The 23237-nt window shown below is 46.5% G+C and carries 27 protein-coding genes and 2 tRNA genes; 7 read left to right on the plus strand and 22 right to left on the minus strand.

The genetic code is table 11. The features are described 5' to 3' along the window. Positions 1-14: 14 nt before the first annotated feature. From pfkA to C1712_RS00360, 16 genes are all read right to left on the minus strand, one after another. A complete protein-coding gene (gene pfkA, locus C1712_RS00285) occupies positions 15-977 on the minus strand; it encodes a 6-phosphofructokinase (RefSeq protein WP_102265778.1) in 963 nt (320 codons plus the stop codon). A 52-nt stretch (positions 978-1029) separates the two neighbouring features. Then, positions 1030-1932, minus strand: a complete 903-nt coding sequence (gene zapE / locus C1712_RS00290) for an AFG1/ZapE family ATPase (protein ID WP_102265779.1) — start codon at positions 1930-1932, stop codon at positions 1030-1032. 1 nt (position 1933) lies between these two features. Next, positions 1934-3061, minus strand: a complete 1128-nt coding sequence (locus C1712_RS00295) for a DnaD domain protein (RefSeq protein WP_102265780.1) — start codon at positions 3059-3061, stop codon at positions 1934-1936. Between the two features lie 11 nt (positions 3062-3072). Further along, positions 3073-3657: a dephospho-CoA kinase gene (coaE, locus tag C1712_RS00300; protein WP_102265863.1), complete on the minus strand. Its 585-nt coding sequence runs from the start codon at positions 3655-3657 to the stop codon at positions 3073-3075. Continuing rightward, positions 3654-4484 (minus strand): bifunctional DNA-formamidopyrimidine glycosylase/DNA-(apurinic or apyrimidinic site) lyase, encoded by an 831-nt coding sequence (mutM, locus tag C1712_RS00305; protein WP_102265781.1) that lies wholly within the window; start codon positions 4482-4484, stop codon positions 3654-3656. Before mutM ends, coaE begins: the two co-directional genes overlap by 4 nt. Position 4485: 1 nt before the next feature. Continuing rightward, positions 4486-7071, minus strand: a complete 2586-nt coding sequence (gene polA / locus C1712_RS00310) for a DNA polymerase I (protein WP_102265782.1) — start codon at positions 7069-7071, stop codon at positions 4486-4488. Between the two features lie 150 nt (positions 7072-7221). Continuing rightward, positions 7222-8184, minus strand: a complete 963-nt coding sequence (locus C1712_RS00315; protein WP_102265783.1) for a metal ABC transporter solute-binding protein, Zn/Mn family — start codon at positions 8182-8184, stop codon at positions 7222-7224. A 21-nt stretch (positions 8185-8205) separates the two neighbouring features. Further along, positions 8206-8982: a zinc metalloprotease gene (locus C1712_RS00320; RefSeq protein WP_146003287.1), complete on the minus strand. Its 777-nt coding sequence runs from the start codon at positions 8980-8982 to the stop codon at positions 8206-8208. Next, positions 8979-9515, minus strand: coding sequence for a M23 family metallopeptidase (locus tag C1712_RS00325; protein WP_180963022.1), 537 nt, complete (start codon positions 9513-9515; stop codon positions 8979-8981). The genes C1712_RS00320 and C1712_RS00325 overlap by 4 nt, the downstream gene beginning before the upstream one ends. 98 nt (positions 9516-9613) lie before the next feature. Continuing rightward, the gene (locus tag C1712_RS00330) at positions 9614-10717 is read right to left on the minus strand and encodes an AI-2E family transporter (protein ID WP_102265787.1); all 1104 of its coding nucleotides are present in this window, start codon (positions 10715-10717) and stop codon (positions 9614-9616) included. A 63-nt stretch (positions 10718-10780) separates the two neighbouring features. Beyond that, entirely contained in the window at positions 10781-11557 is a 777-nt protein-coding gene (minD, locus tag C1712_RS00335) for a septum site-determining protein MinD (RefSeq protein WP_102265788.1), read from the minus strand. Continuing rightward, the gene (locus C1712_RS00340; RefSeq protein ID WP_102265790.1) at positions 11526-12107 is read right to left on the minus strand and encodes a hypothetical protein; all 582 of its coding nucleotides are present in this window, start codon (positions 12105-12107) and stop codon (positions 11526-11528) included. The genes minD and C1712_RS00340 overlap by 32 nt, the downstream gene beginning before the upstream one ends. Beyond that, on the minus strand, positions 12080-12637 hold the full coding sequence (gene mreD, locus C1712_RS00345) for a rod shape-determining protein MreD (protein ID WP_245858016.1): 558 nt from the start codon (positions 12635-12637) through the stop codon (positions 12080-12082). The genes C1712_RS00340 and mreD overlap by 28 nt, the downstream gene beginning before the upstream one ends. 1 nt (position 12638) lies before the next feature. Continuing rightward, positions 12639-13478, minus strand: a complete 840-nt coding sequence (gene mreC / locus C1712_RS00350; protein ID WP_102265791.1) for a rod shape-determining protein MreC — start codon at positions 13476-13478, stop codon at positions 12639-12641. Between the two features lie 69 nt (positions 13479-13547). Further along, positions 13548-14231: a RadC family protein gene (gene radC, locus C1712_RS00355; protein ID WP_180963023.1), complete on the minus strand. Its 684-nt coding sequence runs from the start codon at positions 14229-14231 to the stop codon at positions 13548-13550. Further along, positions 14203-14628 carry an SPOR domain-containing protein gene (locus C1712_RS00360; RefSeq protein WP_102265795.1) on the minus strand — a complete coding sequence of 142 codons (426 nt, stop codon included), beginning with the start codon at positions 14626-14628 and terminating at the stop codon, positions 14203-14205. Before C1712_RS00360 ends, radC begins: the two co-directional genes overlap by 29 nt. Positions 14629-14939: 311 nt before the next feature. Between C1712_RS00360 and C1712_RS00365 the strand changes: the two genes are divergently transcribed. The 4 genes from C1712_RS00365 (at position 14940) to C1712_RS00380 (ending at position 16207) form a co-directional block, all read left to right on the plus strand. Next, a tRNA-Lys gene (locus tag C1712_RS00365) sits at positions 14940-15015 on the plus strand. Positions 15016-15215: 200 nt separating this feature from the next. After that, positions 15216-15303 (plus strand) — tRNA-Ser (locus C1712_RS00370). Positions 15304-15420: 117 nt separating this feature from the next. Continuing rightward, positions 15421-15648 carry a hypothetical protein gene (locus tag C1712_RS00375; protein WP_102265797.1) on the plus strand — a complete coding sequence of 76 codons (228 nt, stop codon included), beginning with the start codon at positions 15421-15423 and terminating at the stop codon, positions 15646-15648. A gap of 148 nt (positions 15649-15796) precedes the next feature. Beyond that, the gene (locus C1712_RS00380) at positions 15797-16207 is read left to right on the plus strand and encodes a hypothetical protein (protein ID WP_102265799.1); all 411 of its coding nucleotides are present in this window, start codon (positions 15797-15799) and stop codon (positions 16205-16207) included. Between the two features lie 51 nt (positions 16208-16258). Here C1712_RS00380 and C1712_RS00385 read toward each other — a convergent pair whose 3' ends face one another. Both C1712_RS00385 and rimO read right to left on the minus strand, forming a co-directional pair. Further along, positions 16259-16741 carry a DNA-deoxyinosine glycosylase gene (locus C1712_RS00385; protein ID WP_102265801.1) on the minus strand — a complete coding sequence of 161 codons (483 nt, stop codon included), beginning with the start codon at positions 16739-16741 and terminating at the stop codon, positions 16259-16261. After that, positions 16735-18036, minus strand: coding sequence for a 30S ribosomal protein S12 methylthiotransferase RimO (rimO, locus tag C1712_RS00390; RefSeq protein ID WP_102265803.1), 1302 nt, complete (start codon positions 18034-18036; stop codon positions 16735-16737). The genes C1712_RS00385 and rimO overlap by 7 nt, the downstream gene beginning before the upstream one ends. A 122-nt stretch (positions 18037-18158) precedes the next feature. Between rimO and C1712_RS00395 the strand changes: the two genes are divergently transcribed. Both C1712_RS00395 and C1712_RS00400 read left to right on the plus strand, forming a co-directional pair. Beyond that, a complete protein-coding gene (locus tag C1712_RS00395; protein ID WP_102265805.1) occupies positions 18159-19151 on the plus strand; it encodes an NAD(P)-dependent oxidoreductase in 993 nt (330 codons plus the stop codon). 65 nt (positions 19152-19216) lie between these two features. Beyond that, on the plus strand, positions 19217-19945 hold the full coding sequence (locus C1712_RS00400) for a TrmH family RNA methyltransferase (RefSeq protein WP_102265807.1): 729 nt from the start codon (positions 19217-19219) through the stop codon (positions 19943-19945). Positions 19946-19982: 37 nt separating this feature from the next. Here the strand turns inward: C1712_RS00400 and C1712_RS00405 are convergent, their stop codons facing one another. From C1712_RS00405 to C1712_RS00420, 4 genes are all read right to left on the minus strand, one after another. Next, entirely contained in the window at positions 19983-20324 is a 342-nt protein-coding gene (locus C1712_RS00405) for a hypothetical protein (RefSeq protein ID WP_102265809.1), read from the minus strand. A 99-nt stretch (positions 20325-20423) separates the two neighbouring features. Next, positions 20424-20774, minus strand: a complete 351-nt coding sequence (locus C1712_RS00410; protein ID WP_102265811.1) for an amino acid permease — start codon at positions 20772-20774, stop codon at positions 20424-20426. Between the two features lie 2 nt (positions 20775-20776). After that, a complete protein-coding gene (locus tag C1712_RS00415; RefSeq protein ID WP_102265813.1) occupies positions 20777-21211 on the minus strand; it encodes a peptidylprolyl isomerase in 435 nt (144 codons plus the stop codon). 42 nt (positions 21212-21253) lie between these two features. After that, positions 21254-22219: a retropepsin-like aspartic protease gene (locus tag C1712_RS00420; RefSeq protein WP_102265815.1), complete on the minus strand. Its 966-nt coding sequence runs from the start codon at positions 22217-22219 to the stop codon at positions 21254-21256. 150 nt (positions 22220-22369) lie between these two features. Here C1712_RS00420 and C1712_RS00425 point away from each other — a divergent pair, with 150 nt between their 5' ends. Beyond that, positions 22370-23236, plus strand: a complete 867-nt coding sequence (locus tag C1712_RS00425) for a DUF4438 domain-containing protein (protein ID WP_102265817.1) — start codon at positions 22370-22372, stop codon at positions 23234-23236. Position 23237: the final 1 nt, after the last annotated feature.

The following is a 23237-nucleotide window of genomic DNA, read 5'->3' on the forward strand; positions in this document are numbered from 1 at the left end:
TCGTTTGTATTGCTTTATACCAGCCGTTCAAACAGATTATACAACTGTTTGCGCGATTCTCTCGGTACGCTCAGCGCTTCTTCGATCGCCACATCGACGATCTCGTTTTGCTGGATGCAGACGCAGCGTCCGCCGATTCCCTGCATCAACAGATCTACTGCCTTTTCTCCCATTCTGGAAGCGAGCACACGATCGGAAGGCGTAGGCGAGCCTCCGCGCTGAATGTGCCCCAAAATGGTGGCACGGCCGGAAAAACCGGTTGTTTGCGTGATCTTTCTGGCAAACTGATGCACATCGGTGATCTTTTCTGAGATCAAGACGATGGCATGGCGCTTTTTACGAACCAGATCGAGCTCTCTCAAACGTTCCAGCACTTCTTCTTCATCAAAGCCGGTCTGCGCCGTTACGACGATCTCCGCCCCACAGGCGATGCCTGCCCAAAGCGTTAGGTCGCCGCAGCGATTGCCCATGACTTCGACCACCGAACAACGATGATGCGAACTGGACGTATCGCGCAGCTTATCGACTGCCTCGACTACGGTATGAAGCGCTGTATCAAAGCCGATCGTATAATCGGTGCTGGTGATGTCATTGTCAATGGTACCCGGCAAGCCGATACAGTTGATGCCCATTTCCGTTAATGCCAGCGCACCACGGTAAGAACCATCTCCGCCTATCACGACCACCGCTTCAATGCCGCGTTTCTTTAACTGTTCCACAGCCTTCTCCCGCACGCTTGGATCTTTGAATTCCGGCAAGCGGGCAGAGCCGAGCACGGTGCCGCCGCGATCGATCACTTCTCCGACTTCCTTACGGGTCAACGGTTCGATATGTCCATCTACCATGCCTCGGTAGCCGTCATAGATGCCAAATACTTCAATGCCGCTGTTTAAGGCCACTCTGGTAACGGCGCGGATCGCCGCATTCATGCCCGGTGCGTCACCGCCGGAAGTCAGAACACCGATTCTTTTTATCATAAAAAGCACCTCCAATTCCGTGTCTTATTCTAACACTATTCTGATTATTTTTCTACCTTCTGCTGCTGCCTTTTACAAAAATTTCACATGATAAGGCTTTCACTCTTTCCAAAAAGCGCAGTGCATTCATTTCTTCCTCGATTCCCGAAGCATATTGATACTGCCGCTGCAGATCGCCGTACTGATAATTGCTCGTAAAGCACGTAAACAAGCCTGCTTCCATGCGTGCATCCAAAAGCGGCAGCAGGATTTCATCACGGCTCCATTTGGTAATGTTCTCCCCGCCCAGATCATCCAGCACCAGCACCGGCACCCGCATGAGCAGCTCCATTCTTTTGGCGATCGCATCACTGTCCCCAAACATGCCTTTCAGATCTTGGATCAGTCTGACGACATTCACAAAAGCGACCTTTTGTCCCTGCTTGGCAAAATGATTGGCGATGCCTGCCGCCAAATAGGTTTTCCCCACGCCCGGCTTGCCATACAGATAAACGCCTTTCTGCTTTTTGAAGGCGGAAAGCACAACCTGCTTTAACATCGTCTTATAGTCGTTGCTCTCCTTGGAAACATCCAGCGTTTCCAAATTGATGAGCAGCTGTGCTTCACTCAGATCACAATAGCGATAGTTTTGCAAATGTGCCAGCTCCTGCATCTTCTTGCGCATGTAGCGGCATGGTGTTAGCTGCTCAAGCAGTACCTGTTCAAAAGTGAGATCCAGCACATAGCCTTTCTTTGCATAAGCGCACTGATGCAGGCCCTGACAGCTTTGACACGTTTCATAACGCGTTAAGAGCTGTTCCATCTTTACGCTGTGCTCCCATAAGAAATGTTCATCACAGCGGTTTCGCTTCAGCCATTGCCGCATCGTTTCACTGTTTTTTAGTTTCTCAAAGCGCTTTTGCCGTTGTTCTTCCTGTTCCTTTGTCAAAGGAAAATTAAACTGTACCTGTTCCATCTCATTCACCGCCTAACGAAGCAAGCAGTTCTTTGATCTCTTCATCGCTCACCACTTCTTCCCCATCTGTCGTTTCCTCATAATACCAGCTTGGAAGTGGTTTATCCTGCTTGCTCTTTGTTTCTTTTGTTTCTTTTCGCACCGCCGCTCTGGCTGCGTCCACAGTGTCGATCTGATTGCGTTTCCAGCTGGACGCTACTTTATATACATAGCGATCGATCAATTTATTATCACAATTTGCCAAGGCATATTCCAATAAGAAATTGATCAGTTCATAAGAAAAGTGATACTGCGAAAGCAGCCGCTCGATTAACCGCTTTTCCTCTTCATTCACCGGCACATCCGGAAACAGCTGCTTCAGATAAGTGATCGGATGCTGCTGATAAGAAGAAACTGCCGTCATTTCACGCGGTTCTATGTGGGTTACATAATAGCGCAGTTTTGCTTCATCTAACGTTGCGTTTTTCATATCGTAAGCCTTTGCGACCCATTTTTTCATCTCATTGGCATGGATTCCATAATTCAGCGCCAGTTGTCCGATCAGCGCCAGATTATCCCTTGTACGGGCGATCTTAGGAAACAGCAGCTCGGATATTTGTAAAAAAGTCTGATAGTCAAATCCCTGCGGCATTTGTATATCCGGCTTATGGGCTTGGTAGTGCTGCTCGCTCGCATCGCTCCATTCTGCCATCGTTTCTTGAAAAGGCGCACTGATCGCCAAATAACCCTTTGCGGGCGGCTTTCTTTCAAAACGCGTGCACATTTCATCAAAGCGCTGTTTGCCGAAACGGCTCAAATACCATCTGCCGAAGATCTCATGGCGTAAAAAGACATCGCCGGCAAGTGGTTCCTGCAATTTCCAAAGATAAGTGCGATTGCTCTCCCGATAATATGTTTTTAATAAGCCATAACGCTCTAATTGCCGGCGGTTTTCCTCCAAACGGCCGATCGAACAGCCTAAAAGCACACAAAGTCCTTCATGATCGCTTTCTTCATATACCATCGCCACCGTATAAAGCGCCAGCGCTTCTTTGCCCATGCAGGGCAGATACAGGAAAGCGAGCTCCGCTGTCCGCGTGAAAAAGGATCCCTGCTTTTCAATCATGATGCGATCTTCTTTCCTAAGCATGTTCTCACTCCTTATCTTTCTTCATTTCTGTGCAAAGCACGTAAAATCTGTGCTTTTAGCGCTTCCCTGCTGCCGTCGTTTACCAATACGACATCGCTGCGCTTACATTTTTCTTCCTGCGGCATTTGATGGCGCAAGCGTTTCAGCGCTTCTTCCCGCGAGATGTTTCGCCCTGTCTGCAGCCGCTGCAATAACAGCTCCCGGGGACAGCACACACACCAGATTTCATCAAAATACGCTTCCCAGTGAATCTCGAATAATAAAGGCACTTCCACGACCGCCACCGCACCGTCATACGCTGCCAGTTGTTTTTCGATCTCCTTTTTGATCAGCGGATGCATGATCGCTTCCAGCTTTTTTCGTTTTTGTTCATCATGAAAAACCACCGCACTCAGCAAGCGATGATCGATCTTTCCCTGAGCATCGCTGATCTTGTCAAAAGCGCGCATGACCTGTCGATAGCCTTCTTCACCGGGAAGCAGCAGCTTCGCATTGATTTCATCACAATCCAGCACATAAATGCCCAGCTCCTTTAAGATCTTGGTAACACTGGATTTGCCTGCCCCCATCACGCCGCTTAAACCGATCGTTTTCATCTTCGCTTCTGGCACTTTTTACAATAATATGTGCCTCTTCCTCCTACACTGGTCTTTTCAATGATCCCATCGCATCGCACACAGCGATCCCCCTTTTTCATATGTACCTTTAGCTGTAGCTGAAATCTGCCGTCTACCCCAAGCGAAGAAGTATAAGAGCGAATCGTCGTGCCGCCGCTGTTGATCGCGCCCTGCAAGATCCGCCGCATCTCTTTGATCCAGCTCGCAAAGTCATATTTGCGTAAATGCGACACTTTGCTTCTTGGATCATAGCCAAGCGCAAAGCAGATCTCATCGGCATAGATATTGCCGACCCCGGCCACGACGCTTTGATCTAACAGCGCCTGCTTCAAGGTAATGCTGCGGGAATGAAACGCCTTCCATAAATATTCTGTCGTAACCCGCTCATCAAAGGCATCATAGCCGACATTTGCCATACAAGGATATGTGTATGGATCGCTCTGCTTAGGATACAGATACATCCGCCCGAATTTACGGGTATCATGATAGCGTACGACTCTGCCATCACGCAGGTAAAACTGCACATGCACATGCTTTCGATCATAAGGATCACTTGGCTGCTGCACATAATATTTCCCCTCCATGCGCAAATGAGAAATGAGCATCTGATCCTCTAATTCCAATAATAAATATTTGCCGATGCGTGAAAAGCCGGTAAATCTTTTTCCTACAAGCGTCTGTTCAAACACCAAGCGATCCGTTGCGATCGTCTTGGCATAAGGCATTTCCACCTTTACGATCTCCGCTCCCTTAAGCAAATGCTCCAGGGTACGGCAGACCGTTTCGACTTCTGGTAATTCCGGCATCTTACTTCGCCTCGTACCAGGAAGAACCGTAGTCGATCGACGCCACCAATGGAACAGATAACTGCATCGCATGCTCCATGCGTTCCTTTACCAGCTCCAGCATTTCCTCCAGTTCTTCTTTCACTACATCGAAAATCAGTTCATCATGCACTTGTAGGATCATCTTTGATTGCAGCTTGCGCTTTTTCATTTCATGAAATACATCGATCATCGCGATCTTGATCAAATCAGCGGCGCTTCCCTGAATCGGGGCATTCATCGCTGCCCGCTTGCCAAATTCTCTTACCATATAATTCTTTTCCCTGATCTCCTGGATGATACGGCGGCGATGCAGCAGCGTTTCCACATAGCCGTTTTTTTCACAGAAGGCAATCGTTCGATCCATGAAAGCATGGATGCCCGGATAAGATGCGAAATAACGATCCATAAAAGTCTTGGCTTCCGCTCTGGTAATGTTTAACTGCTGTGCAAGGCCAAATTCCGACTGCCCGTAAACGATGCCGAAATTGACCGTCTTAGCGCTTCTTCGCATTTGCGGCGTTACTTCCTCTTGTGCTACATCAAAGATCTGCATCGCGGTCTTGGTATGAATATCGACGCCATGATTGTAAGCATCGATCATCTCTTGCTCCTCAGCCATATGAGCAAGCATGCGCAGTTCGATCTGGCTGTAATCCGCCGCCAACAGCACGCATCCCTCACTTGCCACGAACGCTTTGCGCACTTCTCTGCTTTCTTCATCTCTTACGCTGATGTTTTGTAAATTCGGATCAGAGGAGGACAAACGCCCTGTTTGGGTCAGCGTCTGATGGAAGATCGTATGGATCTTGCCGTCAGCCTGCACATGTTTTGCCAAAGCGACCGCATAGGTCGAATACAGCTTTTGATATTTGCGATGCTCCATCAAAAGCGGCACGACCGGGTGCGCATGCGTCAGCTTTTCTAAGACATCAATGGCAGTGCTGCGTTTTTTGCTTGCTTTTAAGCCCAGTTCATCAAACAATACGATGGCCAGCTGCTTCGGTGAATTCAAATTGAATTCATGTCCGACACACGCATAAATAGAAGCGCTAATCTCTTCGATCTTTTTCGCGGTGCGCGCCTCGATTTCACTTAATACCTGCAAGTCCGTGGCAACACCGTTTCGCTCCATCTCATAAAGCACCTTTACCAGCGGCATTTCCACTTCTTCAAACAGTTTCCACATATTCGTTTCTTTTAACTGCCGCACCAGATCTTCATATAGCGGGATCATACCGGCCAGCTGCTGCGACACATATTCGACCCGCAGCGATTCATCTGCTAACTTCGGTTTTCCCTCTTTTCCATAAATCTCTTCCATATTCAATGCCTTGCGGATCCCATAATGATTGGCAAAGCGTTCATAATCGATCAGCGTACCGTCAAGCAAAAACGCCGCGATATGATAGTCAAAAGAAAGCTGTTCGATCGCGATGCCATATCGTGCAAACATATGATAAGCCTGTTTGCAGTCATAGGTGCATTTAGGAAGAGGCCCTTTCAGATATGCAAGCGCCGCTTCATCACGCAAAAGATCTTCCATCGCAATGTATTCCATCTTTTCCTCATTGCCGATCGCCATGCCGAAGCACTGTTTCAGCCACAGTGATTCATTGTCCACATCCAGAAAGAAAGAGGTGCGTCCCTGCAACAGCTCCGTATCGATCTTTTGGACCACCTGACACGACACCGCTTCTACCTTGCGCAGTTTCTTTCCGCTTTTATGTGCAAAAGAGCGCATTTCATATTTCTGATAAAAATCCTGCACTTCTTCCCGATAGCCTTCATAGCGCAGCTCCTCCAAGGAAAAAGGCAGTTTTTGATCGGTTACGATGGTCGCCAGATGCTTGGATAAAAACGCGCTTTCTTTTCCATCTTCCAGTTTTTCCTTGATCTTCCCTTTGATCTCATCTAAGTGCGCATAGACGCCTTCCACGCTTTCATAAGCGTGCAATAGCTTCAACGCGGTCTTTTCTCCGACCCCTTTGATCCCGGGAATATTATCGGAAGCATCTCCCATCAACCCTTTCAGGTCGATGATCTGCATCGGCTTCAGACCGTAAAGCTCTTCCATCTTCGCTTCATCGACGATCATCATATCACTGATGCCTTTTTTCATCAGATAGACATCCGTGGTCGCATCGACCAGCTGCAATAAATCGCGATCGCTCGATAAGATATGCACCTGCATATCCGGATAGCGTTTCGCACTGCATCCGATGATATCATCTGCTTCTAATGCATCGCATTCATAGCGATACAGTCCACACGCATCTAAAAATTCTCTGGCAATCGGAAACTGTACGATCAGATCTTCATCCAGTTCTTTGCGCGTTCCTTTATAATCCGCATACTCTTTATGACGAAACGTCTGTTTGCCGGCATCCCAAGCTACCAGCACATAATCCGGATCGATCTGATCCAGCGCCTTGTTTACCATATTGATAAATGCGAATACCGCATTGGTAGCAATCCCATTTGATGTGCGCATCATACGTCCATAAACGGTCGCATAATAAGCGCGAAATAACAAAGAATTCCCATCGATCAACAACAACTGCTTCATCTTGTTTCCTCCTGCCTTTTCTGCTTATCTTCTCTCAATCTCACTGATTCTGATCAGTATTAGTATAACCGATTTACGCTGCACTAGCAAATAGAACTCGCTGTGATCCACGTACATGAAAAAACAGAAGGGAGCGCCCTTCCATTTTCATTATTCTCCGTTATTCAGTGCGTTCAACGCATCCAGATTCTCATACATCAGCGTTAAATATGTCTTATTTGCTTCCTGCTGCTCCTTGCTCAAAGAAGAAATATTGCTTAAATCGACCCTTGTAAGTCCCAATTCGCTTTTCAGTTCATCAAAGAGCGCGACCATATCCTTTGGCATGTTCGCTTCATAAGCGATATAGCGCACCCCATCATCCTTGATCCTTTGCTTAATGACTTCTAGCTGCACCTCATTAGGCAATGCGCCAAAACGGGATAACGACACCGGATAGACCCCGATGCCATATGGCTTTTGCCAATAGCCAAAGCTTGGCGTCATGGTCACGATCTTGATCGAGCCGGCTGCACTGACTTCCTGAAACTCACTGTCGATGAGCGCCAGTTCATACTGCAAAGCAGCATAGTTTTCTTCAAACACTTTCGTGTATTCCGGAAACTGTGCCACCAGATAGTCTTTGATCGTACTGCCCATCGAGCTCATTGCCATCGGATCCAGCCAGATATTAGGATCATGATCATACTGATCGACATAACGGAACGCATCGCTTTGATAATAGGCACTTTCCGTATAAACCCGATTCCCGTCTAACAGCGCCGAAGTATAACGCTGAAAGCGGTAAACGGCGGAACGGGTGCCCAAATCGACCATATTTACTTTAGAATCACGAATATCCTCGCGATAAATATCCATATACGGCTCTAACCCGCCAATATAAAACAAAGCGTCCGCATCCTCCAGCTGCTCTTTGAAATCACTTTTGATCGAAGCCCGCTGGATCATCGTATTCTCACTGATATTGCATACATCCACATAATCGGCGCCGATATGTTCTACCAAAAAGGTTACCGGATAACTGGTCGTACAGATCTTTGGCGTTGACGGACTGCACGCCGTAAGCATGCTCATCATCAACATGCAGCAAAGACACAGTACCTTTTTCTTCATAGCATCAGCCTCCCATCAGCATTATAACATAATTTGATGAGATTGTTTACGCTTTTTCAAATCCTCCTTTTCAAAGTAGCGTCTGATCCACGCTTTCTCTTGCATCCATTCTTTTTCAAAACGGATCACATTGTAAAAGGCTCTAAAGCAGTCTTGAAAAGGATGCTTCAGCCGGATGCGTTTAGGTGCTGACAGATAGCGGTAATAATAAAATTGTTCCTTTTCCCTTTTGATAAACAAACAGGAAAGCAGCTGCTGAAACAGTAAAAAAAGCAGGACGATCTGAAAGGAGAGAACAGCTGTTTCATGAAACAAATATAGAACCAGCGAGACAGACAGCGCATAGCTCACCCATAATCCGCAGCAATACGGCAAAAACAGATGCAGAAAATTCAATAAGATCCGTCCTCCGTCCAATGGATAGATCGGCAGCAGGTTAAAGAGCAGGACGCTTTGATTCAGCTGTTCTAAATAATTCGCATACGTAATCGAAATCAGATCGAATTTTACCAAAACAATGAGCAGAAAAGGAACAACCAAATGGACGCAGGGTCCCGCTAAAAGGATCAGTGTTTCCCGCCACAGCGAGCCATGCCCCAAATGCAGGATCGACGCCCCGAAGCCGAAAGGATAAAGAACGACCTGCGGCACTTCATAGTGAAATGCCTTGGCAGCCATCATATGCGCGCTTTCATGAAGCGACAGCACTAGCAATAAGAATAAGGCGCTTTTCCACATATTGCTTGCCAGCATCAGTATTCCATAAGGAAGCCACCACCATGAGATCCGGATTTTCACCCTTGTTTTGCCTGCGTCAGATCGATCTCTTTCCCATCTTTTTCAAAATACAGATACAGGCTTTCCTGATAAGTTCCCAACACATCGCCCCGCTGGATCCGCTCATCCTTTTTGACTGCCGTACTTTCTAACGTGCCATATGTGGCAATGACCCCATTATCCTGCTTTACTAAGATCACGTAACGCTGATCTTGCTTTTCTACGCTTTGTACCACTCCATCGCCGATCGCCTGCGCCTGATTGCTGCCATTGGAGTAATAATGATCTTTTAACAGCGCATAAGCCGGCATGGCACTGACGGTTTCATCCTGCAAAGAAAACCACTTTTCAAAAGGAAACCACGTACCGACCGCAAGCAGATCTTCTCCCGTTACAAATCCCTGCTTGACGCTGATGCCATATCCCAGCACAGCGACCAAGCCAATCATGATCAGCATGCTGAAGCGATAGAAAAAGCGGTAGAAAGCCGGCGGTTTGTTTCGGCCGCAGCGGCGTTTGGCAATGCGGCGATGAATCCGTTGTCCTTGCTTCATGATGATCCCTTCTTTCCAGTAAAGCATATGATGAAAAGGGCATAATCATGTATCAAACAAAAAAAGATGACCGCAAAGATCATCTTTCTTCCACATTTTCACAGCTCTTCTTTCAAAATTTCATCATTTGTGTGCTGCTTGTTATACAGCTGATAAACCGAACGGATCGCCAAGGCTGCCGGCACCGACAGCATGATACCGATCGCCCCGGCAATACAGCCGCCCGCAAAAACGGCAAGCAGCGTGACCAATGGGCCTAGATCCGAGCGTTTCTCATGAACCAGCGGTGAAATGACATAAGCATCCAGATTGGACAAGACAACGATGCCCACAAGCAGCATCACGATCCTTCCCGTCGGCAGTGTCAATGCGGTCAAAATACCGACCATATTGGCAATCGTACCGCCCAGATAAGGGATCATGACCCCGATCGACATCAAGATCGCAATGATCAGCCAATCCTGATGCCCGATCAGCAGATAAAACAAACTGTATTCTGCCAGCTTGATCGCCATGATGATGACCAGTGATTTCAAGTAGATCGTCAGATCTTCATCGATCGCTTTCAAGTAACATCCGCTGCCCTTGCAAAGCCGTTCGCAAAGCATATAGATATTCGCCTTGATCGCATCGAAATGAAACTGCATATAGATCGCAATGATAATGGAAAACAGCGCACCGGTCAAATAATTCCAAAACGTATTCATATAAGAAGGGATGGAATTGACCAGATCCGGCAGCCATGTGTCATAGGTCTTTAACAGGTCGATCGCATACGCAGACAGATCCGATAAAAGGCTCAGCTCCTCATCCGGATTGATCCAGCTGACGATCTTTTCACTGATTTCCTGCAAGCCCATTGTCAAAGAACTGATAAAATTGACGATCTTATCATAAACAAGCGGCAGCAGTCCCATAAAAAGCAAAAGCAGACAAGTGATCAGGACCAGCCAAATACAAGGGACAGATACGCTTGTCGGAACCTTCTTACGCTTAAGCCACGAAACGAAGGGATCGATCAGATAAGCAAGCGCTAAGCCGATCAAAAAAGGCTGTAAGATCGTAAGCGCCAAACGCAGTGCCTCACCCCAGACACTTTCCGTCTGCTTCAGCAAATAGAAAATGAGCAGCACGAAAATGATCTTGATCAAACGTGCATATGTCAGTTTTTTATTCAACCGTTTCAAAAAGTCGTTTCGCATGGGCACCTCATTTCTTTCTGTTTTTTCATTTTACCATTTTTCACTGTAAAAGAAAAGGCAAAGTCATGAGCCGAATAACTTTGCCAGCAGTTTCTTTTCCCGATATTTCGGCAGCGGCGCCGCTTCCCCGCACAATCGCTTCGCTAATGCGTCAAAGCAAGCATATAGCGATTCACTCTGCATGATAGCCGCAAAATGATAATTATTGGCGCGCATCACTTCTTCATCCTCAAAGATATATCCCAAAAGGTCGATGCCCAGCCACTGTGCCGCATCTTCTAAAGACAGGGAAATCTTTTTCTCCACAAAACGGGGCTGATAGCGATTGATGATCAGATCGATCTGATCCAGTCCTTCCTTTAGCAGCAGCCCGATCACCCGATCTCCATCCTGCAAGCTCGTAACATCGAGCGTCGATACGAGCAAGACCCGCTCCACACAGGGAAGTGAACAGAGAAATCCTGATTCAATGCCCGCCGGGGTATCTAACAGCACATAGTCAAACTCGTGTTTCAACAGATCGACGACCCGCTTGATCTCCGCTGTTTTCATATCATGAATGCGCATGGATTTACATGCCGGCAGTAAATATAAATTGGCGCAGTGCTTGTCTTTTATGATCGCTTTGCGCAGCGGACATTTGCCCTCTAATACATCTTTCAGATCATAGATGACCCGATTTTGTAAGTCCATCATCAGATCGAGATTTTTTAACCCGAGATCCATATCGATCAAACAGACCCGTTTTTGTTTCATCGCCAGCATCATGCCCAGATTCAGCGTAACACTGCTTTTGCCTACACCGCCCTTACCCGATGTGATCGCGATTGCTTCTCCCATTGCTTTCCCTCCTCGGTTTGCACTTCAATGCTCCTTCTTGATAATACAGGATCAAAGGCGCATCATTTGTCATATTTTGAAAACAACTATCACAAATGCGCACCTGTGCATGGTCAAAACATCCTGCGGCGATCTTCGCGTCTTGATCAAACACATCGACCTGACCAAAAACCGTTCCCAGCACATAAACGTCTTTCAGACAGGTTACATAGCAGTCTTTCGGCACGTCCTGAAGCAGCAGTACCCGATCGCGATAAAAATACTGTTTGCCGGGATAAAGGCTCGTTTCTACGATCATCAGATCATCTTTTTGTTCCTGATCAAACCCCATACAGAGCGCGCCGCTTGTTTCACAGATATGAAAGATCCTTTCATAATCCGCTTCACTTAGACACCCTTCGACATCAAAAAAAACCGGAAACCGCTCCCCTGCGTGTGCAGCACATGCTTCCAGTTTTTGCTTCAGCTGCGCAAAGAACGATGTTTGTTCCCTGCATGTTCCTTTTACGACGTAACCGCCGTTTACCGCTTTGATAAATACTTCATCCATTCGATCTTTTCTTCCTTTCGGATCCGCTTTTCCTTGCTGAGCAGATAATCGTCCTTGATACGTATCATGCTGACTAAGACAAATACCATGAGCGCATTCAGCGTCAGCGTCAGAAATTCACGATTCACAAACCATTCGCCGACAGAAAGCGATGTCTGATCCATGATCCTCATGATACAGTATAACATGCCCTCTTTGACGAAGATTGTCGTAATACATAAAATGATCGATTCAAAGATCGTTTCCGTCATATGCTTGCGCCAGATACAGACAAGCCATGCGATCAGGATATAAAGAATAAAATTGATCAGATACGTGTTGGCATAGAAAAAATCATAAAACAAGCCGAAACAGCCGGCTAACAGCACGGCATCCAACAACTGATATTTACGCAAAGTCAAGACCAGCGCACAAAAGCCCAGACTTGCGATGAAGATAAAATCATCCGGTGCATAACTGATCGGAAATAACATGCTCAGTGCCGAATCTACCAGGAAGCAGACAAAAATAAACAGTGCGTCCATCCTCATCTTAATTCGCCTCCGTATCATTCAAAACAGCCACGTATAAAAAGGAATCGAATTTCGCCGCCGGCGTAACAAATACCGTCTTTCCCATCTGGTTGTCCATTTCTTCCACCGAAGCGATCTCGCCGATGGAAAGCCCGCTTGGATAAAGGCCGCCAAGTCCGGATGTCGTAACCTGCATCCCTTTGGTCACATTCTCATTTTGGGTAAATAATCTGATCAAAAACAAGCCTTTCGCTTCATCATAATATTCCAAGATGCCTTCGGCGCTCTCTGTATCACTGATGGAAACACGTACACTGACCCGTTCGCTGCGATCTTCACTGGTAAGCAGCTTGACCGTAGACGTCTTGTAATTGACATCCTGCACTTTGCCGATCATCCCATCAGCGCTCACCACTGCCATATCTGCCTGGATGCCATCGCTTTCGCCTACATCAATGGTAATGAGCGCATTCCAGCCATCCGCATCGCGTTTGATGACATTGGCGCTGATCGGCTCATACTGCGCATTGCGATCGATCATATCCAACAGCGCATTTTTTTCAGCAAGCTCACGCTTCAACTGTTCATTTTCCAAACGATATTTTTTCTGCTTGGACAATTCTTCCCGCAGTTCGTCATTTTCTTCCTGCACATACCAAAGCTGGGCCAGATCTCCCATCCAGTTTTTCACCAGCTCAGCGGGATGTGAGATCAAAGCATAATTCAGCATCGTAAAACCGTCATACCCCAGTTTGGCGATCAAATTCCCGTTTTGCATCGACTTGGTAATCGCCCCGAACATGATAAAAAAGGCAATCACACCCATGAGTATTTTTTGTGTTCTTGTGAATTTCGACATCCTGCTTCACCTGCTTTACTGCATTTATTATAAAGGTAAAACAGTTTCGGCGCAACTAGAAAAATGCCGCTATCCTTTCAATAGATTCAGTGCCCTGAGACTGCAATAACCTTCTTTGGTAACGATCAAATGATCCAGCAAATGAATTCCCATCATCTCCCCCATCTGTACGATCGCCTGTGTCGTTTGAATATCCTGCACGCTCGGCGTCAAGGAACCGGCAGGATGATTATGCGCCACGATGATCTTGCTTGCCCCATATACCACCGCTAAACGATAAATCTCTTTCGCGGATATGATTGAAGCATGATCACTGCCGCGAAACAGGATCTGATGCTTCAAAATACAGTTGCCGTGATCTAGATAAATGACGACAAAATGTTCCTGTGAGGCATAGGCGATCTTCGCTTTCAGCCATTCTACTAAATGCTTGGGATGCTCGATCTTGACGGCGCTTTGGCGCATCTCATCCTCGCTCATGCGCCGGCTCAATTCAACGGCAGCCAAAAGAGAGATCGCCTTTGCGCATTTGATTCCCTTAAAAGCGGTCAGATCGGCGATTGTCAAAGCCTGTAACGCGGCAATCGTTCCCACCTGCGTCAAGATCTGATCCGCCAGTTCCAGTGAAGAAACGCCCTTCGTGCCACTTCCCAAGATCACGGCCAGCAGATCACGATTGGATAATTCCTCGACCCCGTTTCGCAGCGCTTTCTCCCGCGGCCGTTCATTCTGATTCAGTTCCTTTACTTTCATGATCGATCCTTTCAAAGACTTCAGCATAGTCTTTGCGTTCGATCGCTTTGATCATCTCTTCATCGTTGGTCTTTACTTCCTTAAAAACGTACGGATACCCGTTCTCTTCCAGTATTTTCTGTACGTTCTTCGTTTCTTTTTTATCCGTTGAAATACCGCAGATGACCGCTTTGATATCGTCCTGCTCACGAATGCGCGCGGCAATATCCAGTTTTTCCAGTGCCGCGATCGTCGCATCCGCACCCTCTTGTTTTTCAAACAGACCGACCTGATTGAAATAAAGCACGACACTGTCGCTTTCTGCACTTTCCATTGATTGAAACATTATGTAATAACCAACTGAGAACAACAAAGCCATACTGAACGCAACTGCATAAATCAATCGTTTGTTTCCCATGATCTCACCTCATTTAAGACTATGCTGAACGAGGCAAAATTTAGAACGTGCTAACCCCAGCGAAAATCTAATCCAAACAGCTTGAAGCGTCCTCTGCTGCTGGTCGCAACTTTATAGATCGCAGCCGCTCCCGCACCGATGGCGATCCAAACATACCATGTCATATTCATCACCTCCTGTGATCTACCATATGCGTACCTCATCCCGAAAAACCTATCACTTTTGACGGGGAAATGCGATTTTCTGATTTCTTTCTAAATAACGCTTGAAATTTCATTTCTTTTGTTATATACTAGTTTAGCATTAGTTATGACTCCTTAGCTCAGCTGGCAGAGCAACTGACTCTTAATCAGTGGGTCCAGGGTTCGAATCCCTGAGGGGTCACCAGTTTGTAAAAACAAGAAGCTGTAACAAGAATAGAAGCGAACGGATCTATTTGATTATAGCTTCTTTTTTTATTTATGATCGCTTCCTGCTATGGAACGCATAAGGAATCCCTAACGCTTAAAAACGGGCGGCACAGACAAGAAAAGTTCTTTTCATCTTGACAAACAATCAAAAAATCAGTAGACTTATGGAGTACATCAGGAGACTTGTCCGAGTGGTTTAAGGTGCGATGTTGGAAGCGTCGTGTGGTTCACGCCACCATGAGTTCGAATCTCATAGTCTCCGCCAGATGAAAAGCACCGCTGCATGACAGCGGTTTTTTTATATGCTTTCGCTCGCTCCCATTGACAGCAATCACTTTCAATGCTATTCTTTCAGCGTTTCCCCTCATCAAAGGAGGTATCTATGCGCACCAAACAATTAAACAGCTCCCTTTCTTTACAATTTGGAGGCGGCAGTGAGGAATGGATCGAATTTGCATGCCCATGCGGGAACGGCAAGATCATCGAACAGCACTGCAACATTCCCGGCGTCTATGAACATGACGTTACCATTATCTGCGATCATTGCAAACAAAACTACACCTTTGATCTAAGCAAAGGGATCCGCGCCTGGGAGCTGATTGAAAAATAACTTCTTTCATTTTTTCACTGATTTCATTTTCTTGACGATCCTCTATAAAAATGATTGAAAATTTTTCCAATCTATCCTAAAATAGCATATGGCAGGAGGGGAGCCAATCAAAATAGAAGGAAAATGATAAGGAAGGTAGTTAAGAAACATGAAACACACGATTCAAAAATTAAGCGGTATGGCAGTGCTGTTGGCATTGACGCTTGCTTTGGTTGCCTGCGGCAGCAACAACCAATTTGACGAAGTAGATGAAACAGTGAAAAAGGACGCAGTCGCAGCCGCAAAAACTTATGTCGATATGGAAAAGCCCTATTCCAGCTTATCCATCAACATCTATTCCGATTTCTCTGAACTTTTAAGAGAATGTGAATCAGATACCGATGAAGCATACGTATATGCCGCATATTATGTAATGTCCTTAAGCGAAGCCCGCTTAAATGAAGCGTCTGATCAGAAAGCGGAGAAAGCTGCCTATCAAGCCTTAAAAGAAGCAGATGATGAAGAAATGCTGCTCGATATGGCAGATAAAGGCAAACAGGCATACGAAGCAAACTATTAAGATTTCATATGAAAAAGCATATGTCCCTCCATATGCTTTTTTATTATACTTTTATTGTTCGATCTGTTTTAGGGCATCAAACCATGCTTCATATAATTGTGTTTCCTTGATCGTACGATTGGCGTTGCTGGTAGAAGGCAGTTTGATCACCTTGAGCGGCAGATCGGGAAAATGCTGATGCAAAAGTTGTGCCGCCTTACTGCCGTTGCAAAGGATCACTTGGATCTTGGGATAGCGATCGCAAAAGGCGTGCAGGTCATTGGGGATCACTTTACGGATCGCGCTATCCAACGAGCCTTCTCTTTCACAGTAAGCGATCACGTCCCAAAGCGCCAAATGATGCTGGCGGATGATCGTGCATTTTGCTTCATAACTTTGTATATCTGCCTGATAATAAGCCGCTAAGATCTTCCAAAAGCGATTTTGCGCATAACCATAGTATTCCTGCTTCGATAAAGAAACCACGCTGGGCATGCTGCCGACGATCAGCGCCTTCGGTGTTTTCGATACGATCGGCGCAAATCCCTTTAACATTGTTCTCCGTATAGGTCATGCACACCGGCCTCAGTAATACGCACTTTTACAAAGCAGCCCGGTTCCAGTTCTTCCTTGGCCTGAAAGGTAATCGAACCATCTACCCCATCGGGTGCACTGTTATAGCCGCGTCCACGATACGCTCCGCTCAAACCATCCCGCTTTTCTACCAGCACTTCCATCACTTCCCCGATATGTGCTTCCATATTGGCTTTCGAGATCTCCTTTTGCAGTTCCATCAATCGATCTAAGCGTTCCTGTTTCACCGCCTCATCGATCTGTCCATCCATGTCATACGCCGCCGTATCTTCCTCTTTTGAATAGGGAAAAGCACCTAGGCGATCAAAGCGCATCTCTTTCATAAAGGCAAGCAGTTCCTCAAAGTGATGCGGCTTTTCTTGTGGGAAGCCGACGATAAAGGTAGTACGGATCGTCGGATGCGCAAATACATCACGAATCAATGCAATCGTTTTCTTTACCTCTTCGATCGTACCGCGTCGATTCATCTTTCTTAACATCTCATCATTTGCATGCTGCAAAGGAATATCAAAATAAGGGAGCACATGCGGCAGCTTTGCCATGCCCTTGATCAACGCTTCATCAATTTCATCCGGATACATATACAAAACGCGGATCCAGTGAAATAAACCAAGCGCCTCCAGTTGTTCCAGCAAAGTCAAAAGCATACCTTTCCCATACAGATCCACACCGTATTTCGTCGTATCCTGTGCGATCAAAACCAGTTCTTTCACGCCCTGACCTGCCAACTGCTTCGCTTCCGCGATCAGCTGCTCCAATGGATAAGATACATTATCACCGCGGATCAAAGGAATCGCACAGTACGTGCAATGATTGGAACAGCCTTCCGCGATCTTCAAATACGCGCTCCATGGCCTGCTGCTCAATACCCGCTCACTATCCCAAAACCGCATGCATCCCTGATCATGCAATACCGCTTTTAAGATCTCATCGATCCGCTCATAATCACGAATCGCAATGACCGCATCAATTTCGGGTATCTCCTCTTGCAGGGCTTTTGTATAACGCTGCGCCAGACAACCGGTTACGATCAGTTTTTCACAGCTTCCCTTTTGCTTATACTGCGCCATTTCAAAGATCGTTGCGATCGCTTCTTCCTTCGCCGATTCGATGAAACCGCACGTATTGATGAAGATCGCCTGCGCCTTGGCGGGATCCTGCACCAGCGTGTGCCCATTCGCCCGCAAAACGCCCATGATCCTTTCACTGTCTACTAAATTTTTAGAACAACCTAAACTCACGAATCCGATTTTCATATGCGCATCTCCTCTGTCTGTTTTTGTCATATCTGTCAAACAGCGTCATTATATCATAATCGTATCAGTTTGGTATAGAATAAAATTATGCTACAATAAAGAAGTAGTAAAGGAGGTTCCAAATGAAAGTATTAGCTTATAACGTAAGAGAAGACGAAGTCGATTATTTCCACGCATTCGCAAAACAATATGACCTTGATGTGCGCTGCACGATCGATTCCTTTAATGCCGAAAGCGCCTATCTGGCGAAAGGCCATGATGCCATCGTCATTCAGGGAAACTGCATTGCCGATCGTCCCGCATTAGAAAAGCTGAGCCAGTATGGCGTCAAGATCTTAACGACGCGCTGTGCCGGCGTTGACAAGGTGGACTTAGAGGCCGCAAAAGCGCTGTCTATTCAGTGTATGAACGTACCGGCCTATTCCCCTAACGCCGTGAGTGAATATACGCTGACGCTCGCCTTAGCAAGCATCCGCAATCTGCCTCAGACCTTAAAGCGTATGGAGCATTATAACTTCTCCATCAAAGGCCTGATCGGCACAGAGCTGCGCAATATGTGCATCGGTATCATCGGCACCGGCCGCATCGGTTTTGAAACGATCAAGAATTTCAGCGGCTTCAGCGATCACATCATCTGCTATGACAACTATCCAAACGAAGACGTCAAGCAGTATGCGACTTATGTATCGCTGGAAGAATTATATGCGAAAGCGGATCTGATCTCGATCCACTGCCCGATGACACAGGAAAACTATCACATGATCAATCGGGAAACCATTGCCAAAATGAAAGAGGGCGTCGTTTTGATCAACACTTCAAGAGGTGCGCTCATTGATACCAATGATGTGTTGGAAGCCTTAGACAGCGGCAAGATCGCCAAAGCCGCTTTGGATGTCTATGAATATGAAAACGGGCTTTACTTAAAAAACAATATGATCGACGACATCAAGGATCCACTGTTAAAACGGTTGATCCAGCATGATCGAGTCATCATTACCCCGCACATCGCCTTTTACAGTGATGAAGCGGTAAAAAACATGGTCGAGATCGCTTTGCAGAACTTAAAGGAAATCGAAGCAAGCGGTCATTCCAAAAACGAACTGTTTACTTTGTAAAAGAGGATTTTCCTCTTTTTCTTTTGGTTTCTTTCCTTTATAATGGAAAAGAAAGAAGGAATGCTATGACTTATCTATTAGAAGGCAATATTTCCGTAAAGGCAGCGCTGCTTTCTCCTTATCGAGAAGTGATCGAGGTCATCGTCGATCAAAACAAGCGTGATCGTGATCTGGCGTTTATCATTAGAACGGCCAAAAAACAAAACATTGCGGTTACGCCGATGACCCGTGAGGAAATCGATCAGCTGGCAGATGGTACAACGCATGGCGGCTGCATCGCCAAATGCCAAGCACGCACCTTTCAGAGCTTAGAACAGGTCGATCAGAAAGAAACGCTGTTTTTGGCGCTGGTAGAAGGTGTGGAGGATCCTTATAATTTCGGTTATGTACTGCGCAGCCTTTATGCGGCTGGATGCGATGGGGTACTGATTCCTAAGCGCAACTGGACAAGTGCAGCAACGATCATCGCCCGCGCTTCCGCAGGTGCCAGTGAGTATTTGCCGCTCATCGTCATGGAAGATCCACTGCACACTTTAACGGAACTGAAACAAAGAGCGATCGCCCTTGTCTGTGCGGAACGCAAAGATGCCTGTTCCTTATATACTTATACTTTCCCAAAACGCGTCTGTATTGCGATCGGCGGTGAGATGCGCGGCTTATCCAAAAATGTCAAAGACGCTGCTGATCAAAACGTGTATATCCCTTATCGCCAATCGTTTCGCAATGCGCTCAACGCAGCCGGTGCAGCGGCGATCTTCGCCTTTGAATGGCTAAGACAACATCAGGATCAATAAAAAAGGTAGGCTTCTTGCTCGTGAAGCGTACCTTTTTTTAGAAGTGTCCGTTGTTTTCCCGATGATCGGTAATATGATAGATCCGCTTTGCCCCAAACAGCTTGACCAGCACATACAGCAGCAGAAAATACAAAGCATACACTGCGATCAGCAAGATCAAAAACTGAAGCGCCTGCGGCAAGCTTCCTGCTTCCAGTATGTAATACAGTACGCCGGCAAAGAAAAACAGCGTGATTCCCAATAAGAAGTGAACGACCATCTTCGGCTCTGCCATGATAACATGACCGCATTTCTCACAAACATGACGGCTTTTCAAGCGTAAAATGGCATGTGGGATCGCTTTTCCACAGTTAGGACAGACGATTTTACAGTTCAGCATTGTCTTTTCACCTCTATTTCCTGATTCATCTTAACAAAAACAAGAAAGAAACGCAACTGCAAGCAGGAAATAAAAAAGCATCTGCCTTTTGCAAATGCTCTAGTCCGCGAACAGATAGCCGCAGAAAATATAGATCATATTGATGAAGAAAGCATCGATTCCGAAAAACTGAAACGTTTCTGCAATGAGTGCGATGCGGATATAGCCCAGCTGAATGAGCAGCAGCAACACCATGATCAAAATAGCCAATATTTTCTTGAATACCGAAGGATTGCGGCGTTTACGGCTTTTGTTAAGCGACATCCCGAATAAGAACAGCGCAAGCACGATGATGATCGTGATCACCGTTGTCTGATAAGGAATGTGAATATACTGCTGAAACAATTTTACGATAAGAGCGGATAATGCAATGATCGCTGCCGGATATCCCAGTCTTTTTACATCATCCATCACTAGTCCACCATTTCTACACGCTGCATGACATCGCCGCCGCGCATCTTCAAAACTGCTTCTAAATTATCCGTAACCTTGCCGAACACCGTATGTACCCCATCTAAATGCGGCTGCGGTTCATGAACGATGAAGAACTGACAGCATCCCGTATCCTTGCCGCGATGTGCCATTGACAAAGCGCCGCTCACATGACGATGCGGATTGTTCTTGGTTTCACAGGGAATCGTATAACCGAGATCACCGCTGCCATCTCCATAAGGACAGCCTCCCTGCGATACGAAGCCGGGAATCACCCGATGGAACGTCTTTCCGTCATAATAATGCTTGTTGATCAAGTCAATGAAGTTTTTTACCGTGATCGGTGCATCGTCTTCATATAATTCAAAAGGGATCACTTCCCCGTTTTCCATTACGATCTTGCCATGTCGAATCATTGTATCTCCTGCCTTTCTATTTGAGCATTATACCACAATTTCTCACACCAGTAAAACTACCTGCGCGCTATTTAAGAAACGAATGCGCCGCCCCGCAAAGATCTCATTGCCAAATACGCCGTCTAACAGGATACCCGCATACATATCACAGCGTCCGCTGATCACGCCCTGTAAATGGATCTCAGCGCGGTCTACCTGCATACAAACTTCCTTTACATAAGCAGTTTCCATTCGTTCTAGTCCATGTACGCCAATGCCCATCGTCTTGATCGTACCGCTTTGTTGAAAAGGATTGCCCGACATGTTTTTCGCGGCGAGCCAGCCGATCGACGCACCGGTATCAATACCGAAATAATACTGCTTTTCTCCATCCAGCGCCACCACGACCGGAAAGGTGCCGCTTATAAAATTACGATGAAGGAAGCGATGCGTATTTTTTAAGACATGAAAGACATGGGCAATCGTATCGATCTCAAAGTCTAATTCATGTAAAAGATCCCAGCCGATGATGCCATCCATCCGCGTCAAGGGAATCTTTGTGTGAGGAATGCAGAAATCCTCATCACGCAGCATGATCATCGGATAGTCATAATAAGCGATCTTGCCCAGATAAAGCTTTCTTACCACATAGCCGTTTCGTTCCTGCTGCTTCCCGCTGATGCTGCTGAGCGATAAACTGCCGCTGCATGCCGCAAGCCCCAAGCGTTCCGCCACGCTTTGGCGAATCCCGCTGACCTGTGCGCCGGTATCGATCACAAAGCGAAACAGCCTTCCCTCCACTTTGATCTTGATCGTATAAAGACCGCTGAACGTACGCTTGCAAGGCAAAGAGAACTGCTCCTGATAAACGACCTTGCGCGTCTGTAAATCGCCTGCCAGCTCCTTTCGCATTCTTTCAAATGAATGCTGCCTGCTGTATGCTTCAATACCGGAAAGGATCGTCTGATATTGTTCATCTTCTTGAATTTTACGGAATGCGACGGTTTTTACCTCACATGTATGGATCATCTGTTCACCTCATCTGCTAGTTTCATACACACGCTGCCTTTAATGAACAGGCGCAGCGTCAAAACTCATTGTACTTGCTTTTTATTGTATCATAATCGCGATTGCCTTGAAACAAATATGTTATAATAGTAAAAACAGGAGGATTGATTCATGAAATTAAATGAAAAACAGTTGGTCATGCAAAGCGTACAGGGACGTATCCATCATCCGACGATGAGCGGAAACGGCTATCGGGTCGGATATGACGGTATCGGGCGTATTCCGATGGCAACGGGCGGCATCACTTATAACTTCGCGGTCGGCGATTGCTGCATGGGAATCGCAGGTGATCATGTGGAACCGGGCATCAGCCTGAAAAACGCCGATCCCAAAGAAAATGCGGCGTTGATGGCATTTGCCTGCATCGGCAACCGCGCAAAAGTCATCAGCGGTGATGCAAAAGGAGCGATCGGTTATGTAAGCGGGAAACACGGCGGCATCGATCATGTCTTGATCTGTTTCCCAAAAGCCGATTTGGAAAACATGGCGGTCAATGATCAGATCTTGATCTATGCGCATGGACAGGGATTAAAGCTCTTAGAGCATGAAGAGATCCATGTCATGAACATCGACCCCGCTTTATTGAAACAGATACCGATACAGGAGGATAAAGCGTATCTCAGCGTGCCTGTCGTAACGAAGGTGCCGGCAGCGCTCATGGGTTCAGGTCTTGGCAGCGCAACGATGATGAACGGCGATTATGACATCATGACGATGGATCCGCAGGCCTGTGAACAATATCATCTCAACGATCTGAAATTCGGCGATCTCGTGCTGATCCAAGATCATGACAATTTCTATGGACCGCATTATCGAAAAGGCGCGGTATCCATCGGCGTCATCGTACACAGCGATTCCTTTACCAGCGGTCATGGACCGGGCGTCGTCATCATCATGACTGCCAAAAGCGCAGTATTAAAAGGACATCACGATCCAAATGCCAATATCGCAAACTGGATCGCCGATGCCTCTAAATAAA

The organism is Massilicoli timonensis (assembly GCF_900199515.1).
GTDB lineage: Bacteria > Bacillota_I > Bacilli_A > Erysipelotrichales > Erysipelotrichaceae > Massilicoli > Massilicoli timonensis.

Coding starts and splice junctions, on each gene's coding strand:
- C1712_RS00360 (WP_102265795.1), bottom strand. CDS start 14,628: ATGGGAAACAAACGATTGATTTATGCAGTTGCGTTCAGTATGGCTTTG.
- C1712_RS00340 (WP_102265790.1), bottom strand. CDS start 12,107: ATGGATGAAGTATTTATCAAAGCGGTAAACGGCGGTTACGTCGTAAAA.
- C1712_RS00400 (WP_102265807.1), top strand. CDS start 19,217: ATGACTTATCTATTAGAAGGCAATATTTCCGTAAAGGCAGCGCTGCTT.
- polA (WP_102265782.1), bottom strand. CDS start 7,071: ATGAAGCAGTTGTTGTTGATCGATGGGAATTCTTTGTTATTTCGCGCT.
- C1712_RS00330 (WP_102265787.1), bottom strand. CDS start 10,717: ATGCGAAACGACTTTTTGAAACGGTTGAATAAAAAACTGACATATGCA.
- C1712_RS00395 (WP_102265805.1), top strand. CDS start 18,159: ATGAAAGTATTAGCTTATAACGTAAGAGAAGACGAAGTCGATTATTTC.
- C1712_RS00425 (WP_102265817.1), top strand. CDS start 22,370: ATGAAATTAAATGAAAAACAGTTGGTCATGCAAAGCGTACAGGGACGT.
- C1712_RS00375 (WP_102265797.1), top strand. CDS start 15,421: ATGCGCACCAAACAATTAAACAGCTCCCTTTCTTTACAATTTGGAGGC.
- C1712_RS00385 (WP_102265801.1), bottom strand. CDS start 16,741: ATGTTAAAGGGATTTGCGCCGATCGTATCGAAAACACCGAAGGCGCTG.
- mutM (WP_102265781.1), bottom strand. CDS start 4,484: ATGCCGGAATTACCAGAAGTCGAAACGGTCTGCCGTACCCTGGAGCAT.
- C1712_RS00315 (WP_102265783.1), bottom strand. CDS start 8,184: ATGAAGAAAAAGGTACTGTGTCTTTGCTGCATGTTGATGATGAGCATG.
- C1712_RS00410 (WP_102265811.1), bottom strand. CDS start 20,774: ATGGATGATGTAAAAAGACTGGGATATCCGGCAGCGATCATTGCATTA.
- minD (WP_102265788.1), bottom strand. CDS start 11,557: ATGGGAGAAGCAATCGCGATCACATCGGGTAAGGGCGGTGTAGGCAAA.
- C1712_RS00415 (WP_102265813.1), bottom strand. CDS start 21,211: ATGATTCGACATGGCAAGATCGTAATGGAAAACGGGGAAGTGATCCCT.
- rimO (WP_102265803.1), bottom strand. CDS start 18,036: ATGAAAATCGGATTCGTGAGTTTAGGTTGTTCTAAAAATTTAGTAGAC.
- C1712_RS00405 (WP_102265809.1), bottom strand. CDS start 20,324: ATGCTGAACTGTAAAATCGTCTGTCCTAACTGTGGAAAAGCGATCCCA.
- C1712_RS00380 (WP_102265799.1), top strand. CDS start 15,797: ATGAAACACACGATTCAAAAATTAAGCGGTATGGCAGTGCTGTTGGCA.
- C1712_RS00295 (WP_102265780.1), bottom strand. CDS start 3,061: ATGCTTAGGAAAGAAGATCGCATCATGATTGAAAAGCAGGGATCCTTT.
- C1712_RS00325 (WP_180963022.1), bottom strand. CDS start 9,515: ATGAAGCAAGGACAACGGATTCATCGCCGCATTGCCAAACGCCGCTGC.
- pfkA (WP_102265778.1), bottom strand. CDS start 977: ATGATAAAAAGAATCGGTGTTCTGACTTCCGGCGGTGACGCACCGGGC.
- mreD (WP_245858016.1), bottom strand. CDS start 12,637: ATGAGGATGGACGCACTGTTTATTTTTGTCTGCTTCCTGGTAGATTCG.
- mreC (WP_102265791.1), bottom strand. CDS start 13,478: ATGTCGAAATTCACAAGAACACAAAAAATACTCATGGGTGTGATTGCC.
- radC (WP_180963023.1), bottom strand. CDS start 14,231: ATGAAAGTAAAGGAACTGAATCAGAATGAACGGCCGCGGGAGAAAGCG.
- C1712_RS00420 (WP_102265815.1), bottom strand. CDS start 22,219: ATGATCCATACATGTGAGGTAAAAACCGTCGCATTCCGTAAAATTCAA.
- zapE (WP_102265779.1), bottom strand. CDS start 1,932: ATGGAACAGGTACAGTTTAATTTTCCTTTGACAAAGGAACAGGAAGAA.
- coaE (WP_102265863.1), bottom strand. CDS start 3,657: ATGAAAACGATCGGTTTAAGCGGCGTGATGGGGGCAGGCAAATCCAGT.